18 protein-coding genes and 1 rRNA gene (1 of these 19 running past the window's edge) are annotated in these 18,666 nt (G+C 32.8%); 12 read left to right on the top strand and 7 right to left on the bottom strand.

The features are described from left to right. Window positions 1–45: 45 nt before the first annotated feature. A complete protein-coding gene (locus VCM48_RS03605) occupies window positions 46–1,479 on the top strand; it encodes an ATP-grasp domain-containing protein (RefSeq protein WP_274640980.1) in 1,434 nt (477 codons plus the stop codon). 10 nt (window positions 1,480–1,489) lie between these two features. Further along, window positions 1,490–2,452 carry a succinylglutamate desuccinylase/aspartoacylase family protein gene (locus VCM48_RS03600; protein ID WP_482271650.1) on the top strand — a complete coding sequence of 321 codons (963 nt, stop codon included), beginning with the start codon at window positions 1,490–1,492 and terminating at the stop codon, window positions 2,450–2,452. A 37-nt stretch (window positions 2,453–2,489) separates the two neighbouring features. On the opposite strand, the gene VCM48_RS03595 is transcribed toward VCM48_RS03600, so the two are convergent. Both VCM48_RS03595 and VCM48_RS03590 read right to left on the bottom strand, forming a co-directional pair. Further along, window positions 2,490–2,681: a hypothetical protein gene (locus tag VCM48_RS03595; protein WP_482271649.1), complete on the bottom strand. Its 192-nt coding sequence runs from the start codon at window positions 2,679–2,681 to the stop codon at window positions 2,490–2,492. A gap of 123 nt (window positions 2,682–2,804) precedes the next feature. After that, complete coding sequence (locus tag VCM48_RS03590) at window positions 2,805–3,647, bottom strand: DUF2911 domain-containing protein (protein WP_482271648.1); 843 nt, start codon at window positions 3,645–3,647, stop codon at window positions 2,805–2,807. A 121-nt stretch (window positions 3,648–3,768) separates the two neighbouring features. Here VCM48_RS03590 and VCM48_RS03585 point away from each other — a divergent pair, with 121 nt between their 5' ends. From VCM48_RS03585 to VCM48_RS03575, 3 genes are read left to right on the top strand one after another with little or no spacing between them, the layout of a single operon-like run. Further along, window positions 3,769–4,263 carry a DinB family protein gene (locus VCM48_RS03585; protein WP_482271647.1) on the top strand — a complete coding sequence of 165 codons (495 nt, stop codon included), beginning with the start codon at window positions 3,769–3,771 and terminating at the stop codon, window positions 4,261–4,263. A gap of 11 nt (window positions 4,264–4,274) precedes the next feature. Further along, a complete protein-coding gene (locus VCM48_RS03580) occupies window positions 4,275–4,940 on the top strand; it encodes an MIP family channel protein (protein ID WP_482271646.1) in 666 nt (221 codons plus the stop codon). Further along, window positions 4,927–5,685, top strand: coding sequence for an NAD(P)-binding domain-containing protein (locus VCM48_RS03575; protein ID WP_482271645.1), 759 nt, complete (start codon window positions 4,927–4,929; stop codon window positions 5,683–5,685). The genes VCM48_RS03580 and VCM48_RS03575 overlap by 14 nt, the downstream gene beginning before the upstream one ends. Window positions 5,686–5,808: 123 nt before the next feature. Here the strand turns inward: VCM48_RS03575 and gldG are convergent, their stop codons facing one another. From gldG to VCM48_RS03550, 5 genes are read right to left on the bottom strand one after another with little or no spacing between them, the layout of a single operon-like run. Further along, window positions 5,809–7,449: a gliding motility-associated ABC transporter substrate-binding protein GldG gene (gldG, locus tag VCM48_RS03570; protein WP_482271644.1), complete on the bottom strand. Its 1,641-nt coding sequence runs from the start codon at window positions 7,447–7,449 to the stop codon at window positions 5,809–5,811. Further along, a complete protein-coding gene (gldF, locus tag VCM48_RS03565; protein ID WP_482271643.1) occupies window positions 7,442–8,161 on the bottom strand; it encodes a gliding motility-associated ABC transporter permease subunit GldF in 720 nt (239 codons plus the stop codon). Before gldF ends, gldG begins: the two co-directional genes overlap by 8 nt. A 6-nt stretch (window positions 8,162–8,167) precedes the next feature. Beyond that, window positions 8,168–8,695 (bottom strand): GNAT family N-acetyltransferase, encoded by a 528-nt coding sequence (locus VCM48_RS03560; RefSeq protein ID WP_482271642.1) that lies wholly within the window; start codon window positions 8,693–8,695, stop codon window positions 8,168–8,170. Then, window positions 8,695–8,991, bottom strand: coding sequence for a putative quinol monooxygenase (locus VCM48_RS03555; RefSeq protein WP_482271641.1), 297 nt, complete (start codon window positions 8,989–8,991; stop codon window positions 8,695–8,697). The genes VCM48_RS03560 and VCM48_RS03555 overlap by 1 nt, the downstream gene beginning before the upstream one ends. A 4-nt stretch (window positions 8,992–8,995) precedes the next feature. Continuing rightward, on the bottom strand, window positions 8,996–9,856 hold the full coding sequence (locus VCM48_RS03550) for an SAM hydrolase/SAM-dependent halogenase family protein (protein WP_274640970.1): 861 nt from the start codon (window positions 9,854–9,856) through the stop codon (window positions 8,996–8,998). 119 nt (window positions 9,857–9,975) lie between these two features. Between VCM48_RS03550 and VCM48_RS03545 the strand changes: the two genes are divergently transcribed. From VCM48_RS03545 to VCM48_RS03515, 7 genes are all read left to right on the top strand, one after another. Further along, window positions 9,976–10,929 (top strand): PhoH family protein, encoded by a 954-nt coding sequence (locus VCM48_RS03545; RefSeq protein WP_274640969.1) that lies wholly within the window; start codon window positions 9,976–9,978, stop codon window positions 10,927–10,929. Window positions 10,930–10,990: 61 nt separating this feature from the next. Beyond that, window positions 10,991–11,941 carry a phosphoribosylaminoimidazolesuccinocarboxamide synthase gene (locus VCM48_RS03540; protein ID WP_482271640.1) on the top strand — a complete coding sequence of 317 codons (951 nt, stop codon included), beginning with the start codon at window positions 10,991–10,993 and terminating at the stop codon, window positions 11,939–11,941. Between the two features lie 115 nt (window positions 11,942–12,056). After that, entirely contained in the window at window positions 12,057–12,518 is a 462-nt protein-coding gene (locus VCM48_RS03535; protein ID WP_482271639.1) for a (2Fe-2S)-binding protein, read from the top strand. Window positions 12,519–12,530: 12 nt separating this feature from the next. Continuing rightward, window positions 12,531–14,747: a xanthine dehydrogenase family protein molybdopterin-binding subunit gene (locus tag VCM48_RS03530; RefSeq protein ID WP_482271638.1), complete on the top strand. Its 2,217-nt coding sequence runs from the start codon at window positions 12,531–12,533 to the stop codon at window positions 14,745–14,747. 128 nt (window positions 14,748–14,875) lie between these two features. Continuing rightward, complete coding sequence (capB, locus tag VCM48_RS03525; RefSeq protein WP_482271637.1) at window positions 14,876–16,129, top strand: cysteate-C-fatty acyltransferase; 1,254 nt, start codon at window positions 14,876–14,878, stop codon at window positions 16,127–16,129. 108 nt (window positions 16,130–16,237) lie between these two features. Next, window positions 16,238–16,963: a DUF4294 domain-containing protein gene (locus tag VCM48_RS03520; protein WP_482271636.1), complete on the top strand. Its 726-nt coding sequence runs from the start codon at window positions 16,238–16,240 to the stop codon at window positions 16,961–16,963. A gap of 711 nt (window positions 16,964–17,674) precedes the next feature. Beyond that, window positions 17,675–18,666, top strand: a 16S ribosomal RNA gene (locus VCM48_RS03515); it runs 532 nt beyond the window's last position.

Below are 18,666 nucleotides of genomic sequence, written 5' to 3'. Positions count from 1 at the left end.
GTGGAAATAACCATTTACAAGAGATAATAAATTTTTAAAAGAATAATGAAAACAATAGAACTTATAAAACCTAATACATTTAATAACGAGAACCATTGGTATCCTAAGGTGCTGAATGCCACAATTCACCCAATGGTAAACTTTTTTTTAAATCTAGATAAGGAACGAATTATTGCTAGGTACTGCCATTTACATCCTAAAGTAAATGCTGATAAGCTTAGAGAGATTTTGTCGTATGAATGTAAGTACTTTTTATGGGGAGGAGCAGATTTGATAAACTCAACATCAGCAGATGGAGATAAAAACATGGTTATTATTGAGAACAACTCATGTCCATCAGGTCAAAAGTCAATGCCATTACTTGACGATAATAAAGAAGACGGAGTATATCGCTTATTAATTGAAAGAACTTTTAAGCCTATTTTAGAGAAAAAACGAAAACTTGTTAAAGATGGTAGGTTAGCAGTACTTTACGATAAAAATTATATGGAAACATCAGGTTATGCAGCAGTTATAGCAGATGTTTTTAAAGAAGATGTTTTTCTAGTACCATATTATTCAAACAAAGATAACAGTCATATAAAGATAGAAAATGAAATTTTCTACCTTAAACAAGATGAAGAATGGATTCCGTTGCGAGGTATTTTTAGATATGTAACCCAAAAACCATGGAATAGATTTCCCATTAATAGTAAAACAAAAATTTTAAATCCAATTATAACTTGTTTAGCTGGTGGAAGAAATAAAATGGTTGCAGCCAAAGCATATGATATTTACAATACCGAGTTAGAAGAATACGGAATGAAAATAAACATACCAGATACTATTTGGGATGTGAGCAAGAATGAAATACCGTTATGGGTAAAAAAAATGGGCGGACAAGCTGTTGTAAAGATACCTTATAGTAATGCCGGACAAGGAGTTTATACGATTGTTAATGAACAAGAACTAGAAGAGTTTATGAAGTTAGAAATCGAGTATGAACGTTTTATTGTACAAAGTTTAATAGGTAATTATAATTGGAGCTCAGTAAGTACAAAAGGTAAATATTACCATGTTGGTACAATGCCAAATGCTAAAGGAGAAACGTTTGTGTCTGACATTAGAATGATGATTAGTAGTACTAAAGATGGAATAAAACCATTGTGTATGTATTCGAGAAGAGCATTGTTACCTTTGGTAAACGACCTAGAAAGTAGTAAAGATTCTTGGCAAATGTTAGGAACCAATTTATCAGTTAAGTTAGGAGAAAATGAATGGACATCTGACACAAATCGTTTGTTAATTATGGATAGAAGAGATTATAACAAACTAGGTTTAGGAATAGATGATTTAATAGAAACTTTTATCCAAACAGTACTTTCTACCATTGCTATCGATAAAATGTGTATTAGCTTAATAAATTCAAATAAAAAGTTTAAAAAGAAGCTATTTACTTCATTAAACAACGATAGTACGCTGTTAAACGAACTATATTAAATGTATAAATATGGGACACCAAATTGGATATATTACTGAGTTTGATGTAAATCAAACTCCTAAAAACTCTATAAAAAACTATTGGTTAAAGGTAACTTCCAATGCAATGGGAATACCTACATATATTCCTGTTATGGTTGCTAGAGGAAAAGAAGATGGCATAGTATTAGGGCTTACAGCAGCGGTTCATGGAAATGAATTGAACGGAATATCAGTTATCCAGCGATTGTTTAAAGATTTAGATACAGAAAATTTAAAAGGAACAATCGTAGGAATTCCAGTGGTTAATGTACCTTCATTTGTTCGAGGAACAAGAGTTTTTAGTGATGGAGTTGATATTAACAGAATTATGCCAGGAAAAGATAATGGAAATACAAGTGAAGTATATGCCAATCGTTTTTTGAATTTGGTAGTAAAGAAATTCGATTATTTATTGGATTTACATACAGCTAGTTTTGGTAGAGTGAATTCATTTTACATTAGAAGTGATATGAATAATAAAGTAACTAAAAAACTAGCCTTATTACAAGATGCTGAAATTATAGTACATACACCTCCGTCAGATGGTACTTTACGTGGAGCAGCAGAAGAATTAGGAATTCCGTCTATTACTATTGAAGTAGGTAATCCGCATAGTTTTCAAAAGAAAATAATTAAAAGTGGAGTAGCAGGAGTGCACAATGTATTGGCATATTTAGGGATTACGGATGATGAATATGAAACCTCTAAGAGAAATACAGTAGTTTGTGAAAAATCCTATTGGTTATATACACAAGAAGGAGGCTTACTTACTGTTCATGTTGATTTAAGAGATATTGTAGAAGAAGGAGACCATATTGCCACACTACGAGATGTGTTTGGTAATAGAATTAAGAAATATTACGCTCCAGAAAAAGGAATTGTAGTAGGTAAGAGTGTAAATCCTGTAAACCAATCAGGTGGACGCATTATTCACTTAGGAGTTATAAAATAAAAAGACTGTTTTTTGACAGTCTTTTTATTTTAAGATTTTAACTAGCCTTTACTAATGCTTTATTCCTAAACACAATAGCTGTAATTAGCAAACCGATACCTATACCAAAACTCAAACCTAGTATTAAGTCTGATACTTTTAAATAATGGGCAAGTATTTGTGAAGCGGCAATGGTTAAAATCCCTATTGATAATAACATCAAAGATTTTTTACGATATAAATTTTTCATAGTAAACCGTTTTATACTGTATTAGTAGAAAAACAATGTAATTTGTTACATAAAATAGAGATATAAACAAAAAACTCGCCAATTGGCGAGTTTTTTGTTTATTAAAAAAGTTTAGTAGAAAAATTACTTCATTTCAGCAATAAACTCTTTATTCATTTTTACATAGTCAGCATTTCCAGCCTTTTCTGCACCTGCTAATGAAGCTTTAGCAGCTTTAACAGCACCTTTTTTATCACCAGCTTTAGCTAAGATTAAAGATTGTTGACGTAAGTACCAAAAACGAGGTTGGTCTTTAGTCATATCAACTGCCTTGTTAATCCAGTTTTTAGCTTTGTTAATGTCTTTTCCTTCTTGTAAGTAATACACAGCAGAAGAAAAATAATCATTGGCAGAAGGTCCGCTCATTACTTGCGCAATGCTTTTTTCTACAGCCTTATCTGTAGGAGTATTAAACTTTACACCTACGTAAGCATTTTCCCATAAAATTCCTAACACAGCAGAATTGTTTGTTAAATCGTCAATAGACATTGTAAACGTTTCAATTTTCACAGGCATAGCTTCAACTTTAGCAGTAGTAGATACAGCTACTTTAGAGTCATCCCATTTTTGAGGAGTTCCCCAGTTGTTAGCATCAGAATAAAATAATACTTCCCATGAATCTTTTCCTGGTTTAGTATATAAAGCGTACGTTCCTTTCTTCAAGGTTTTACCATCAATAGTAACATCGTCGCTAAAAGTAACAGTTGTATTTTTATTGGCTCCAGTTCTCCATACTTTTCCGTAAGGAACTAAATTTCCAAAAATAGTTCTCCCTTTCATACTTGGTCGAGAATATTCAACTGATACATCTGTTAAACCTACAGTTTGCTCCAATTTAGCTGCAGGACTAGGGGCTGGGGTTTTTAATTGTGCATTGATATTTGTTGATAAAGCAACAACAAACAAGCTTAAAAGTATTTTTTTCATGTTGATAGATTTGTTTTTTAATTAGTTTTGTTAAAATTACAAGGAATTCCTCGGATTAATGTTAACAAAAACTTAAAATACCGTAGTCTTGTTTTAATAGATATTTGCAATTAAAGAAAGGATGGTAAGAAAAAGAATATATAGAAATAATGGAGCTATTGGAGCTTTGTTAGATGAGTATGAAAAGTCAATAGAAGAGTTTAAGGAGGTAATTAAAGATGTTACTTCAAAAGAAATGATTCAAATAGTTGATAGTGAGACTAAAGATGAAGATTGTAAGTCAATTCAAACAATACTGACACATGTAGTTAGGGCAGGATATACCTATGTTATTGAAATAAGAAAGTGGTTAGGAGAAGATATAGTTTATAAAGAAAAAGAGCAACTAAACTCTGTTTTGGAGTATAATAAAGCATTAGATACAATGTTCGCTTATAATGAGCAACTCTTCAAAGATTACCCTAATATTAAACTAGAAGAATTAAATCCAAATAAAAAGGTGTACGTGAGATGGGGACAGAAATATGATGTAGAACAATTATTTGAACATGCTATTGTGCATATATTAAGACATAGAAGACAAGTAGAATTATTCAAAGAAAAAATTAGTAGATAGAAACTTATAAAATGAAAAAATATATAGCTGAAAGTATAGGAACTTTTGCTTTAATTTTCTGTGGAACAGGAGCAATGACGGTAAATGAAATTACCAATGGAGCAGATTTGACGCATATTGGGGTTGCAATTACTTGGGGATTGATAGTGATGGCAATGATTTATGCCTTTGGAGAAATTTCTGGAGCACATTTTAATCCTGCAGTAACCATTGCTTTTGCCTATGCCAAAAGATTTTCATGGAAAAAAGTACCTAAATATATCATAGCTCAATTAGTAGGCGCTTTGTTAGCAAGTATTATGCTTTGGGTATTATTTCCTACAAGTGAATTTTACGGAGCAACATTACCAACGGTAGTGCCTTGGCGAGCTTTTATTTTAGAATTGTTATTAACCTTCTTTTTAATGCTAACGATAATAAATGTATCTACAGGAAGTAAAGAAGTAGGAGTAATGGCAGGTATAGCTATTGGTGGTGTGGTTTTGTTAGAAGCTATGTTTGCAGGACCTATAACTAAAGCTTCTATGAATCCTGCTCGTTCTATTGCACCAGCGTTAATTTCTGGTCACTTAGAGCATTTATGGTTGTATATATTAGCACCAATTATAGGAGCTTTATTAGCGGTGGTTTCATGTAAAATAGTAAAAGACGATAGTTGTTGTAATGAAAAATGTTAGTATTTTAGGTTGCGGATGGTTAGGCAAAGAATTAGGAATATATTTTACAAAGAAGGGATATAAAATAAAAGGTTCAACAACATCTAAAGATAAACTTCAAGAATTAAAATCAGTTGAAATTAAACCTTACTTAGTTAATGTTTCTGACGAACATATTTCATCAGAATTCTTAGATGCAGATGTTCTAATCATAGCTATCACTTCCAAAGAGATAGAAAACTTTAAAAGGTTGATTTCTTCTATAGAAAAATCAAACACAGCTAAAGTAATTTTTATTAGCTCTACTTCGGTGTACCCTAGTTTAAATAAGGAAATGACTGAAGAAGATGAAACTGTAGATTCTCCGCTAGTTGAAATAGAAAACTTATTTAGAAACAACAATAACTTTCAAACAACCATAATTCGTTTTGCTGGATTATTTGGAGGAAAAAGACAACCAGGGAATTGGTTTGCTGATAGAAAAATACCGCATCCAAAAGGCTATGTAAATATGATACATAGAGAAGACTGTATTGCTATTATAGAACAAATAATTGAACAGAATGTTTTTGGTGAAGTTTTTAATGCCTGTACAAACGATCACCCAACCAGAGAAGATTTCTATATAAATGCTAGAAAAACTCTAGGAAAACCTATTCCAGAGTTTGATGATTCAAAACCATTGGAATATAAAATAATTAGCAGTAAGAAACTTCAAAATGAATTGAAGTATCAATTTATATACGATGATTTGTTACGTATATAGCTTAGTCAAAAGTGAGTAGTATGTATTATTAATTTTTTCTTCTCTTACACGTATTTAAAAAATAACTTAACCACTAACCACTAACCACTAACCACTAACCACTAACCACTAACCACTAACCACTTATTGATATTTCTTCTTCCTCCAGTAATTAAAGCCAAAACCAAACAGTGCTAATAGCACTAATGGAATACCAATATTGATAAATTGCCAAAAACGTTTTTCAGCAAAAGCACGTTGCTTATCCAATAAGTTAATTTGAATGGTTTTATTACGCAGTTGAATCAATCCAGAATCATCTAATAAATAATCAATAGCATTGATTAAAAACTCTTTATTCCCAAACTGTTCTCCCGTCCATTTATCTAAGGACAAATCGTGTGGTTTTCCTTTTAAAATCTGATTTCTACCTACATCACCATCAGCAATTACAATCATTTTATTGTTTGTGCTCTCAGCTTTAAAATCAGGAGTATCAAAAGGTTTTATTCTGTTTTTATATGCAGAAGGAATATTACCTTCTAAAAGAACAGCCAATAATTGTGGACCTGAAGCAAACTCATTTTCTTTAGGTTCTTTCGCAATACTTTGTAACTCAATAAAATTAGGAGTTCCTGTTTGTTTGGTAAGCACGGAAGTCACTAATAACGGAGTTTTTTTCAAATTCCCTTTCAAAGTATCTATTTGAGTAGCAAAACGAAAACGAACAGGTGCTACATTTTTGGTAATCGGATGGTTCGGATTTCCATTAACTAACGGATGATAAAACCAGTTTAAGTGTTGGAACTGTGTTTGGTTTCCTACATTTCCTGTAGCTAAAGGGATTTTAGCCGAGTATAAATCTTGAATTAGTTTATTATTTACACGAACTTGATATCCAAACAATAAATCAGTTAAATTCAAATCACGAGGAAATGCTAACATTTTCCCTTCATTGTATAAACTATCAGTATCCGCATAGTTATTATCCAGCATCCATAAACTTTTACCACCGTTTGCTATAAACTGATCAACGGTAAACTTTTCTTCTTCAGTAAAACGTTCAGTAGGTTTTGCAATAATCGCTAAATCATAATTGCGTAAATCTTTCAAGGTTTTTTGCGGATTGCTTGCCACACTATCTAATGTAAATTTGGCTAAGCGGTATTTTTTACCAACTTCACTTAACAAGCTATATTGATAAATATCTTGAAGTTCTCCATTACCAGCTAACACCGCTATTTTTTGCCTTTCTTTTAGAGTAACATTATGTAACGCATTAGCAAAAGAATACTCTAATTTTTCAATAGCATTTTGTAACTGTGCCTCTTGCGTTTTAGCAATTGAGTTAGGAAGTAAAGAAATTAACTCTACTTTTTTATCATAAGTAATTTCTGCCCAAGGAAAAATAATAGCTTCAGATAACTTTCCATCTTCTTCTACAGTTAACTGGCTAGGCATCATTCCTCTTTTTACCAAACGTTCACGAATATTATCAGGATTGATAAATCTGAATCGGATGTTAGAGTTTTTAGCTTGTAATTCTTCTAAAAACTGGCGTGTTTCTATTTGTAAACGCTTAAATTCCGCAGGAAAATCACCTTCTAAAAATACGTGAATCGTTAGTGGTGCATCAATTTTATCAATAAGACTTTCACTTACTTCCGATAAGGTATATCGCTTGTCTTGTGTTAAGTCGAAACGTTTATATACAGAGTTTGCTATATAATTAATAACTAATAGCCCTATAATTGCTAATGCGATGTGTTGTAATTTCTTATTCATTTTTTAACTGTTGTTTAGTGATGAATAAAAAGAAGAAGGTAACACTGATAAAATAGATTAAATCACGAGTGTCTACTACACCACGACTAATACTTTTAAAGTGTTCGTTAATACCAAATTGTTGTAAGGCATATTCTGAGTTACTTAAAGAAGACCCGACAGCATCAAACCCGTAAAATAAAGCAAAAGTGATAAATACACTTACAATAAATGCTACAATCTGATTATTTGAAAGGGTAGAAGTAAATAACCCTACAGCAGTATAGGTTGATGCTAAAAATAACAATCCTAAATACGAACCAATTGTACTACCTACATCTAAATTTCCAATAGGGCTTCCTAATTGATACACAGTATAAGCATAAGTTAACGTAGGTAATAATGCTATAATAACGAGTAAAAGCGAAGCAAAAAATTTGCCCAGCACAATTTGCCAATCGGTAAGTGGTTTGGTTTTTAAAATTTCAATGGTTCCACTATTAAACTCATCTGCAAAACTTTTCATTGTAATAGCAGGAATCAGAAATAAAAACAACCATGGAGCTAAATAAAAAAAGCTATTTAAATCGGCAAACCCTGCATTTAAAATGTTGAAATTATCTTTAAATACCCATAAGAATAAGCCATTTACAAGTAAAAATACTCCAATAACCAAATAGGCAATGGGAGAGGCAAAAAATGAGTTAAATTCTTTTTTTAGTAGTGGTAGCATAAAATACTATTGTTCGTTTTTAAGAAGTCCAAAAATAACATTATTCTCGAAGTCGTTATCTTTTTTATTGGGACGTAATTTAAAGTTAAACCTTTTTAACAAATTTATAGAACCTTTATTGTGTTTATGAGTATAAGCTTCAATTTCATTCAAGTTAAGTGAACTAAAACCAAATTGAATAACTTCTTTTAAAGCTTCACTCATAAAACCTTTTCCGTGAGCGTCAGGATGTAATTCATAGCCAATTTCGGCATAAGAAAAATTGTCGTTAAAATGACGTAAACCAATAGAGCCTATAACCTCGTTGTTGTTTTCAATAACCCAGTAAATACCTTCGTTTTTAAGTACTAATTCATCAATTAGTTTTATAAAATCTTCCACATCAGAAATATCACTAGGAATCTTTCTATCAATAAATTTATTGACTACTGAATTCGAACGAATTTTAAAAACAGCCTCTTTGTCATTATCAACAAGTTTTCTTAGTACAAGCCGAGGTGTATGTAAAACAGGAAAAGGACTGAATAAATTCATTAAGTTAACGATTCAACTTTATTTACACTCCAAGCAAGAGGCTTGTCATTAAATAGAACTTTGGTTTGTGCCCAAACGCCTTTAAATAAATCAGAATTCCTGTAGTTTTCTAAATCTTGCTCAGTATCCCAATAACTATAAGTGAAAAATATATTCGGATTTGTTTTGTCTCTGTATAATTCTAATAAACGGCAACCAGGTGAGTTTCGTATAAACTCTTTTTTTGAATTAAAGTTGTTTAAAAACTCTTCAATTTTTTCTGGCTGAAAGCTCATTTTTACAATTCGTACAAACATAAATTTAATTTATAGGTGTAAATTCTGGTTTAATAGGGTTTTCAAATTCAATGGTAATAGTATCGCGATATTCTAAACCAAGTAGAGTAGAAGCTCCACCAACCGTTTCTAAATTACTTCGATAAATAGCAATTTCTAAAAAACCTGCAGAATTAAAAATAGCTAACTTTTCACCATCGTATTGTCTTTTGTCAGTCACCGAAAAATCAACAATCTCATTATATCGACTGTAAATTTTAGAAAAGGTATAACGTCTTGCTGTTACTTTATAATCACGACCTTTTCCTATGGTATTAAATTGTTTTTTACTAATGTTGGTAATCACATTTCCGTAATTATCAATATAAATAACACCTCCTGAAATAATGGTTTGCTGTTCGTTTACTTTAGGTTTAATTTCAACAATCTTTTTATAAGTTTCAATCTCTCTACCAATAACACTTAAACTACCACCACGAGCAATATGAGAAGCAACTTGCACAAAAACATCTAAAACAGGAAAACTACTTTCAATACGATCGTGAATATTAATTTCAACAATTTTAGTAGGTTTAATTTCAGAAGCAATCATAGAAATTAATCCATTGTCAGGACAAATAAAATAATGATTGTCCAACTCTAAAGCAATATGCTTATTGTCTACACTTAACTCGGAGTCTACACCAATTACATGAATCGTTTTATCAGGAAAACTTTTATAAGCATTCTTTAAAATATAAGCCGTTTCAGTAATATTGAAAGGAGAGATTTCATGCGTAATATCAACAATCTTTGCATCAGGTAACTCAGAATAAATAGCTCCTTTTACAGCACCTACAAAGTGGTCTTTCGTTCCAAAATCAGTAGTTAATGTAATAAGAGACATTAATTTAGGTGTTTGTTAATTAATTTGTGAAAAATTATGCTGAAATTTTAAACAAAACTACGTAATTCAAGAAAAATAATCATTATTTTTAGTGTGAATAATATTAAAACTTTTATCATTTGAACGAACGCGTAATTGAATTAACAGAAATCAACCCAAACGATTTTTTTGGAGCTCAAAACAGCACTATTACTCAGTTAAAAACATTCTTTCCTAAAATAAAAATAGTTGCTAGAGGAAATAAACTTAAGATTTTTGGTGAACCTGAATTATTAAATGAATTTGAAAAGCGATTAGAAATGCTTATCAAATACTTTAATAGGTATAACAAGCTAGATGAAAATAGTATAGAGCGTATCTTAACATCAACAGGTAAGGAAGAAGAAATACGAAAATCTGGAAATGCAAAAGATGTATTAGTTCACGGTGTTAGTGGTAGGTTAATTAAAGCGCAAACGGCTAACCAACGTAAAATGGTTGAGTTAATGCAAAAAAATGATATGCTATTTGCAGTTGGACCAGCAGGTACAGGTAAAACATACACAGCAGTTGCTTTGGCTGTAAAAGCATTAAAAGAAAAAGAAGTAAGACGAATTATTTTAACAAGACCTGCGGTAGAATCAGGAGAGAACTTAGGTTTTCTTCCAGGAGATTTAAAAGAGAAATTAGATCCATACATGCAACCTTTGTACGATGCACTTCGTGATATGATTCCTCATGAAAAATTAGAATCACATCTAGAAAAAGGAGTAATACAAATAGCTCCACTAGCTTTTATGCGTGGACGTACTTTAGATAATGCTTTTGTTATTTTAGATGAGGCACAAAATACTACGCATGCACAAATGAAGATGTTCTTAACACGTATGGGAATGCATGCAAAATTTATTATAACTGGAGATCCAGGTCAGATAGATTTGCCAAGAAGACAAGTATCAGGATTAAAAGAATCGTTATTAGCGTTAAAAGATATTGATGGAATTGCTCAGGTGTATTTAGATGATAAAGATGTAATCCGTCATCGATTAGTTAAAAGAATTATTTCAGCTTATAAAAGTATAGAAACCGAGTAGTTTTTAGTTGTCAGTATTTAGTGATTAGTTTACATTTGCGGCAACAACACAACAACATACAATGAATACAATTAACGAGACAAACTTCCAGTTTCAAGGACAAAAAGAAGTTTATAAAGGAAAAGTAAGAGAAGTTTATAATATTAATGACGAGTTGTTGGTAATGATTGCTTCTGATAGACTTTCTGCTTTCGATGTAATTTTACCGCGTCAAATACCTTTTAAAGGACAAATTTTAAACCAAATTGCTACTAAAATGATGAACGATACTGTAGATATTGTTCCGAATTGGTTATTAGCAAATCCAGATGAAAATGTAGCAGTGGGTCATTTATGTGAACCTTTTAAAGTAGAAATGGTTATCCGTGGATATTTATCGGGGCATGCGGCTCGTGAATATACAGCAGGAAAAAGAACGCTTTGTGGGGTAGCAATGCCAGAAGGAATGAAAGAAAATGATAAGTTCCCAGAGCCAATTATTACACCATCTACAAAAGCAGATAATGGAGAGCATGATGAAGATATTTCTCGTGAAGATATTTTAGTTAAAGGAATTGTTTCAGAAGAAGATTATTTAGTTTTAGAAGACTATACCAGAAAACTATTTCAAAGAGGTACTGAGTTAGCAGCTAAAAGAGGATTGATTTTAGTAGATACTAAATATGAATTTGGAAAAACAAGAGATGGTAAAATTGTATTAATTGATGAAATCCATACACCAGATTCTTCTCGTTATTTTTATGCTGATGGATATGCAGAACGTCAAGAAAAAGGAGAAAAGCAAAAACAATTATCAAAAGAGTTTGTACGCCAGTGGCTAATTGAAAACGGATTTCAAGGAAAAGAAGGACAAGAAATCCCTGAAATGTCTGATGAAAAAGTTATTGAAATCTCAAATAGATATATTGAGCTATACGAGCAAATCACAGGAGAAAATTTTGTGAAAGCAAATACTGAAAACGTACTCGAGAGAATAGAGAAAAACGTAAGTACGTTTTTACAAAACAAATAGAAAAAGAGAGGCTAGAGCCTCTCTTTTTATTTAAAATTATCTTAAAAGAACTTCATTAACAAACAGGCATTTATATTTTTTGTAACTTACACGAGACAAACAAAAATTAGCCAAAATGCCAAATTATACATTAAAAATTAACGGAAAGTCGGTGTCCTTTAAGGCAGATGCTGATACACCATTGTTGTGGGTTTTACGAGATGAACTCAATATGGTTGGAACTAAATTCGGTTGTGGAATAGCACAATGCGGAGCCTGTACTGTTCATGTAGACGGAACAGCAATGAGAAGTTGTCAATTACAAGTTTCTATGTTGGATGGTGAAGAAATAACAACCATTGAAGGGTTGTCAACCGAAGGAAATCATCCATTACAAGAAGCCTGGAAAGAAGTAGACGTCCCACAATGTGGTTACTGTCAAGCAGGTCAAATTATGACAGCTGCTTCTTTTTTAAAAGAAACCCCAAATCCTTCAAAAGAAGAGATAAGAGAAGCAATGCAAGGTAATATTTGTCGTTGCGCTGCATACAATAGAATAGAGAAGGCAGTTGCATTGGCTGCAGATAAAATGTCTTAAAAACTTTCAATCATGAGTACACAAGAAAAAAACTTTACGTTTAGCAGAAGAAACTTTTTAAGAACTTCTGCATTAGCTAGTGGTGGTATTATGATTGGATTTAATCTATTTACTGCCTGTAAACCTAATGTAAAACCATCTGTAGATGTTGAGAATCTGAACTTCAATGATTTTAATGCATTCATAAAAATATCCGATGAAGGTTATGTAACTATATACTCTCCCAATCCAGAAATTGGACAAGGAGTGAAAACATCAATGCCGATGATTGTTGCTGAAGAATTAGATGTTGAATGGAATAAAGTACATGTAGTCCAAGCTCCGTTAGATACAAAAAATTATACTCGTCAATTGGCAGGAGGAAGTGGGTCTATTCGAGTAAGCTGGCCTGTTTTAAGACAAACAGGAGCAACTGCTAAGCAAATGTTAATTAATGCAGCAGCAGTAAAATGGGGGGTAGATGCAGCTACATGTTCAGCTTCAAGAGGAGTTATTACAAATGCAAAAGGAGAAACTTTAGGGTATGGTGAAGTAGTTAAAGAAGCAGCTACTTTAGAAGTTCCAGAAAATGTAACATTGAAGAAACCTTCAGAGTTTTCTATCATAGGTAAAGATGCTATAAATGTTGATGTAGAAAAAATAGTAACAGGAAAACCTTTATTTGGATTAGATTATAAAGAAGAAGGAATGGTTTATGCAGCTGTAGTAAGACCTCCAGCTTTCGGACAAGAACTTGAATCGTATGATGCTACAGAAGCAAAAAAAATATCTGGAGTAGTAGATGTTATAACAATAGGAGAAAAAGCAAGAAATTTTATTGAGTCAGGAAAAACTAATTGGACATTCAAGTTAACAAAAACAGATAAAGTAGTTGTGTTAGCTGATAATACTTGGGCAGCAATCAAAGGAGCAAAAGCAATTAAAGCAGTGTGGAAAGATAGTTCTAAGTTAGAAGACACAAAACTTCATGATGAAAGGCTAATAAACTTGTTAGAATCTAATGATTTAGATGTAAGAAGAGAAGATGGAGATGTGAAAAAAGCTTTTAAAGAAGCAGATAAAGTAATTGAACGTACTTATCACTCACCTTTTTTACCTCATAATTGTATGGAGCCGATGAACTTTTTTGCTAATGTAACTCCAGAAAAAATATATCTAGTAGGACCAACACAAACGCCAGAGTTTGTAGCAAGAGTTGCTGCCGAAATGTTAGGACGTGATGTAGAACAAGTTCATGTAGAAATGACAAGAATGGGAGGAGGGTTTGGAAGAAGATTATATGGCGATTTTGTGTACGAAGCACTAGAAATATCCGATAAAGCTAAAAAACCAGTAAAAATGGTTTCAACAAGAGAAGAAGATGTAACAAGTGGTACATTTAGACCAGCAATTAAATACAGGATAGCAGCGTCAATTAAAGATGGAAAAGTTACAGGATATCACTTAAAAGAGGCAGCCATAAATGATAATATGTATGGATTGGTTCCACATTTCTTTCCAGCAGGATGTATTCCAAATTATAAAGTATCAACAGGAAACTATAATAGTAATATTAGCACAGGAGCTTGGAGAGCACCATATACCAACTTTTTAGGATATGCAGAACAATGCTTTTTTGATGAATTAGCACAAGAGCTAGAGGTTGATCCAGTACAATTGCGTTTAGATTTACTAGAAAATGTAAAAGAAACGAAAGACAAAAAAATTCAGTACTCAGGAAAAAGAATGCAAGATGCAATAAGGTTGGCTGCTGAAAAAGGAAACTGGGGTAAAGCTAAAGAAGGAGTTTATCAAGGTTTTTCAGCTTATTACAGTCATAATACCCATGTAGCAGAAGTAGCTGAAGTAGAGTTAAAAGAAGGAGTCCCCGTGGTAACAAAAGTAGTTGCAGCTGTTGATTGTGGTATCGTTGTAAATCCAACAGGAGCAAAAAACCAAGTAGTAGGAGGAGTAATTGATGGTATTGGACATGCTATGTATGGTAATTTAACCTTTAATGAAGGAAAACCATCAAGTAGAAATTTTGATAATTATCGATTAATAAGAATAAATGAGACTCCAAAAGTAGAAGTACATTTCGTAGAAAATGAAATAGCACCAACAGGATTAGGAGAACCTGGATTGCCACCAGCAGGAGGAGCAGTAGCTAATGCAATTCATAAAGCATTAGGAAAAAGATTATATAAACAACCATTTATAGAAGAGTTAAAATCAAACATTTTATCCTAAAAACTGAAGAACTTTATAGGTTTAATTAAGTAGTGTTTTTATTATTTATTGAAAATGAAACAGTAGGTAATTTTTGAAAATCTGTTAAAAAGCACTACTTTCGCATCCTATAAAAATCAAAAATAACAATGGTTAAAGATTTATTTGAAAGAATTAAAGGAGATAAGGGACCTTTAGGAAAATGGGCAGATAAAGCAGAAGGATATTATGTGTTTCCTAAATTAGAAGGACCAATTTCTAACCGTATGTCTTTCAATGGAAAAAAAGTAATAACTTGGAGTATTAATGACTACTTAGGGTTAGCAAATCATCCAGAAGTTTTAAAGGTAGATGGAGAGTCAGCTGCTACAGACGGAATGGCATACCCTATGGGAGCTCGTATGATGTCAGGTCACACAAAATACCATGAACAACTAGAGCAGGAGTGTGCTGAGTTTGTAGGAAAAGAATCAGCTTATTTAGTAAACTTCGGATACCAAGGAATGGTATCAGCAATTGATGCTTTAGTAGGAAAAGACGATATCATAGTATATGACATGGATACACATGCATGTATTATTGATGGAGTTCGCTTACATGCAGGAAAACGTTTTGTTTATCGTCACAATGATATAGAAAGCTGTGAGAAAAACTTGAAGCGTGCCACCAAAATGGCAGAAAAAACAGGAGGTGGAATTCTGTTAGTTTCTGAAGGTGTATTCGGTATGCGAGGAGAACAAGGACGTTTAGCAGAAATCGTAGCTTTAAAAGAAAAATATAACTTCCGTTTATTAGTAGATGATGCACACGGGTTTGGAACTTTAGGAGAAGGAGGAAGAGGAACAGGATTTGAGCAAGGAGTACAAGACGGAATAGATGTATACTTTGCGACGTTCGCAAAATCTATGGCAGGAATTGGAGCATTTTTCGCAGGAGATAAAGATGTAGTTCAGTACTTACAATATAATATGCGATCTCAAATGTTTGCAAAATCTTTACCAATGCCAATGGTAAAAGGTGCTTTAAAACGTTTGGATATGATTCGTACTATGCCTGAACTTAAAGAAAACCTTTGGAAAATAACCAATGCATTACAGTCAGGTTTACGTGAAGCAGGTTTTGATTTAGGAACAACACAAACGTGTATTACACCAGTATACTTAAAAGGAGAAATTCCAGAAGCCATGGCAATGGTAAATGATTTAAGAGAAAATCACGGTGTATTCTGTTCAATTGTAGTATATCCAGTAATACCTAAAGGATTAATAATACTAAGGTTAATTCCAACAGCACGTCATACAATTGAAGACGTAAATGAAACAATCGAAGCATTTTCTGCAATCCGTGAAAAATTAGAGAACGGAACTTATAAGCAAGTAGCAGCTTCAATTATGGCAGAATAATAAGAAATAGCAAAAAATAAATAAAAAACTCATGAAATACTTCATGAGTTTTTTTGTTTTAAAAGAGAAATGATACATTTGGAATCCTTTTGCTTATCAAAAAATCAAATGAAAAAATTACTATACATATATATATTATTATTCGTAGCAACATTAAGTGCACAAATTAAAGATACATTACCAAACTTTAATGACGAATATATTTTGATAAGAGAAGGAGATAGTTTGATGATAGAGCTAAATGAAGTAACAGTACTTCCAAAACATAAGTTTAAGGAAAAAAAAGATATTCTATATTATTATTGGCTTCGTAAAAAAGTATTCAAAGCATATCCTTATGCAATTTTAGCGGCAAAAAGAGTAGATAGTGTAAACTCACGTTTAGCTAGAGTTAAATCAAAAAGTAAAAAAAGAAAATACATAAAAAGAATTCAGAAGTATTTAGAAGAAGAGTTAACAGCACCTTTAAAGAAGTTAACAAGAACAGAAGGAAGAATTCTTTTAAAGTTAATTCACCGTCAAACAGGAAAAACAGCTTTTGATAATGTAAAAGAATTAAGAAGTGGTTGGAAAGCCTTTTGGTATAATACCACAGCAAATTTATTTAAGTTATCATTAAAGTCAGAGTACAAACCAGAAACAGAGAATGAGGATTATTTAGTAGAAGATATAATACAGCGAGCATATATAGAAGATAAGTTAGAGTATCAAGAGCCTAAATTACGCAAGAACTATTTAGTAATTGTATCGAAAAGTAGGGGATATGTTGACGTATCCGAGTATAAGGAGATGTTTGCAAAGATGCGAAAGAAGCGAAAACGAAAGAAAAAGTAAACAAATTAGGGGTTAGACTTATTACTAGAGTTCATAATTAAGTACTATAACAGCTATATGTACTTCCATATTATATGCATCCAAATAGATATAAAAGGAGTAAACAAAGGTATGAGAGGGGTGTATTGAAAAAAACTTTTGTATGTAACTAATTAGATTTTAAAGTATTAAAAAATAGTTTCAAAAAAAGGCAAAAAAGATGCTTGTTGAATGGAAAAAGGTATCTATATTTGCACCCGCAAACGGAAAAGCGGTAAGCTAAGAAGTTAGCGAGAGTTCATTAAAATAGGGTTTAAGATATTTAAAGAAAAGGTTAAAAAATAGTTTAAATTTTTCTTGTTTAATAAGAAATAAAGTGAGTATCTTTGCAGTCCGAATTTTAGGGAAACAGTTCATTAAAATAGTGTAGCAAGCAAACGAAAAAAAACTTCAAAAAAAGTTTTGTCAGGTTAAAAAGAGTTTGTAGTTTTGCATCCGCTTTCACGAAGCGACACGATCACAGAAATTTTGGAAGACAGTAAGTCACTAGTTCGAGTCTAGTATTTCTACAAAAGGTTGGATTGAAAAGATGAGTTAACGCTTATTATTGGAGGTTCACCAAGTTCATTGAAAATATTGAAATTGACAGCGTAAAACAAAGAGTAGAATAACCATAACTTTACGAAGTTAGAAATTCTTTTGGAACTTAACATTTATAATATTAAAGATTATACAATGAAGAGTTTGATCCTGGCTCAGGATGAACGCTAGCGGCAGGCTTAACACATGCAAGTCGAGGGGTAACAGGGAAAAGCTTGCTTTTTTGCTGACGACCGGCGAACGGGTGCGTAACGCGTATAGAATCTGCCTTGTACAGGAGGATAGCCTTTAGAAATGAAGATTAATACTCCATAATGTTGAGAAATGGCATCATTTTTTAATTAAAGATTTATCGGTACAAGATGACTATGCGTCCTATTAGCTAGATGGTAAGGTAACGGCTTACCATGGCGACGATAGGTAGGGGGTCTGAGAGGATTATCCCCCACACTGGTACTGAGACACGGACCAGACTCCTACGGGAGGCAGCAGTGAGGAATATTGGTCAATGGAGGCAACTCTGAACCAGCCATGCCGCGTGCAGGAAGACTGCCCTATGGGTTGTAAACTGCTTTTATACAGGAAGAAACTTAGTTACGTGTAACTAACTGACGGTACTGTAAGAATAAGCACCGGCTAACTCCGTGCCAGCAGCCGCGGTAATACGGAGGGTGCAAGCGTTATCCGGAATCATTGGGTTTAAAGGGTCCGCAGGCGGTCAATTAAGTCAGAGGTGAAATCCCATAGCTTAACTATGGAACTGCCTTTGATACTGGTTGACTTGAGTTATACGGAAGTAGATAGAATAAGTAGTGTAGCGGTGAAATGCATAGATATTACTTAGAATACCGATTGCGAAGGCAGTCTACTACGTATATACTGACGCTCATGGACGAAAGCGTGGGGAGCGAACAGGATTAGATACCCTGGTAGTCCACGCCGTAAACGATGGACACTAGTTGTTGGGATTTATCTCAGTGACTAAGCGAAAGTGATAAGTGTCCCACCTGGGGAGTACGATCGCAAGATTGAAACTCAAAGGAATTGACGGGGGCCCGCACAAGCGGTGGAGCATGTGGTTTAATTCGATGATACGCGAGGAACCTTACCAGGGCTTAAATGTA

The sequence above is a fragment of the Tenacibaculum sp. DPLXC6 genome (assembly GCF_056815515.1).
Note: the sequence above shows the minus strand (reverse complement) of the source record. Positions and strands in the feature narration are given on the sequence as shown.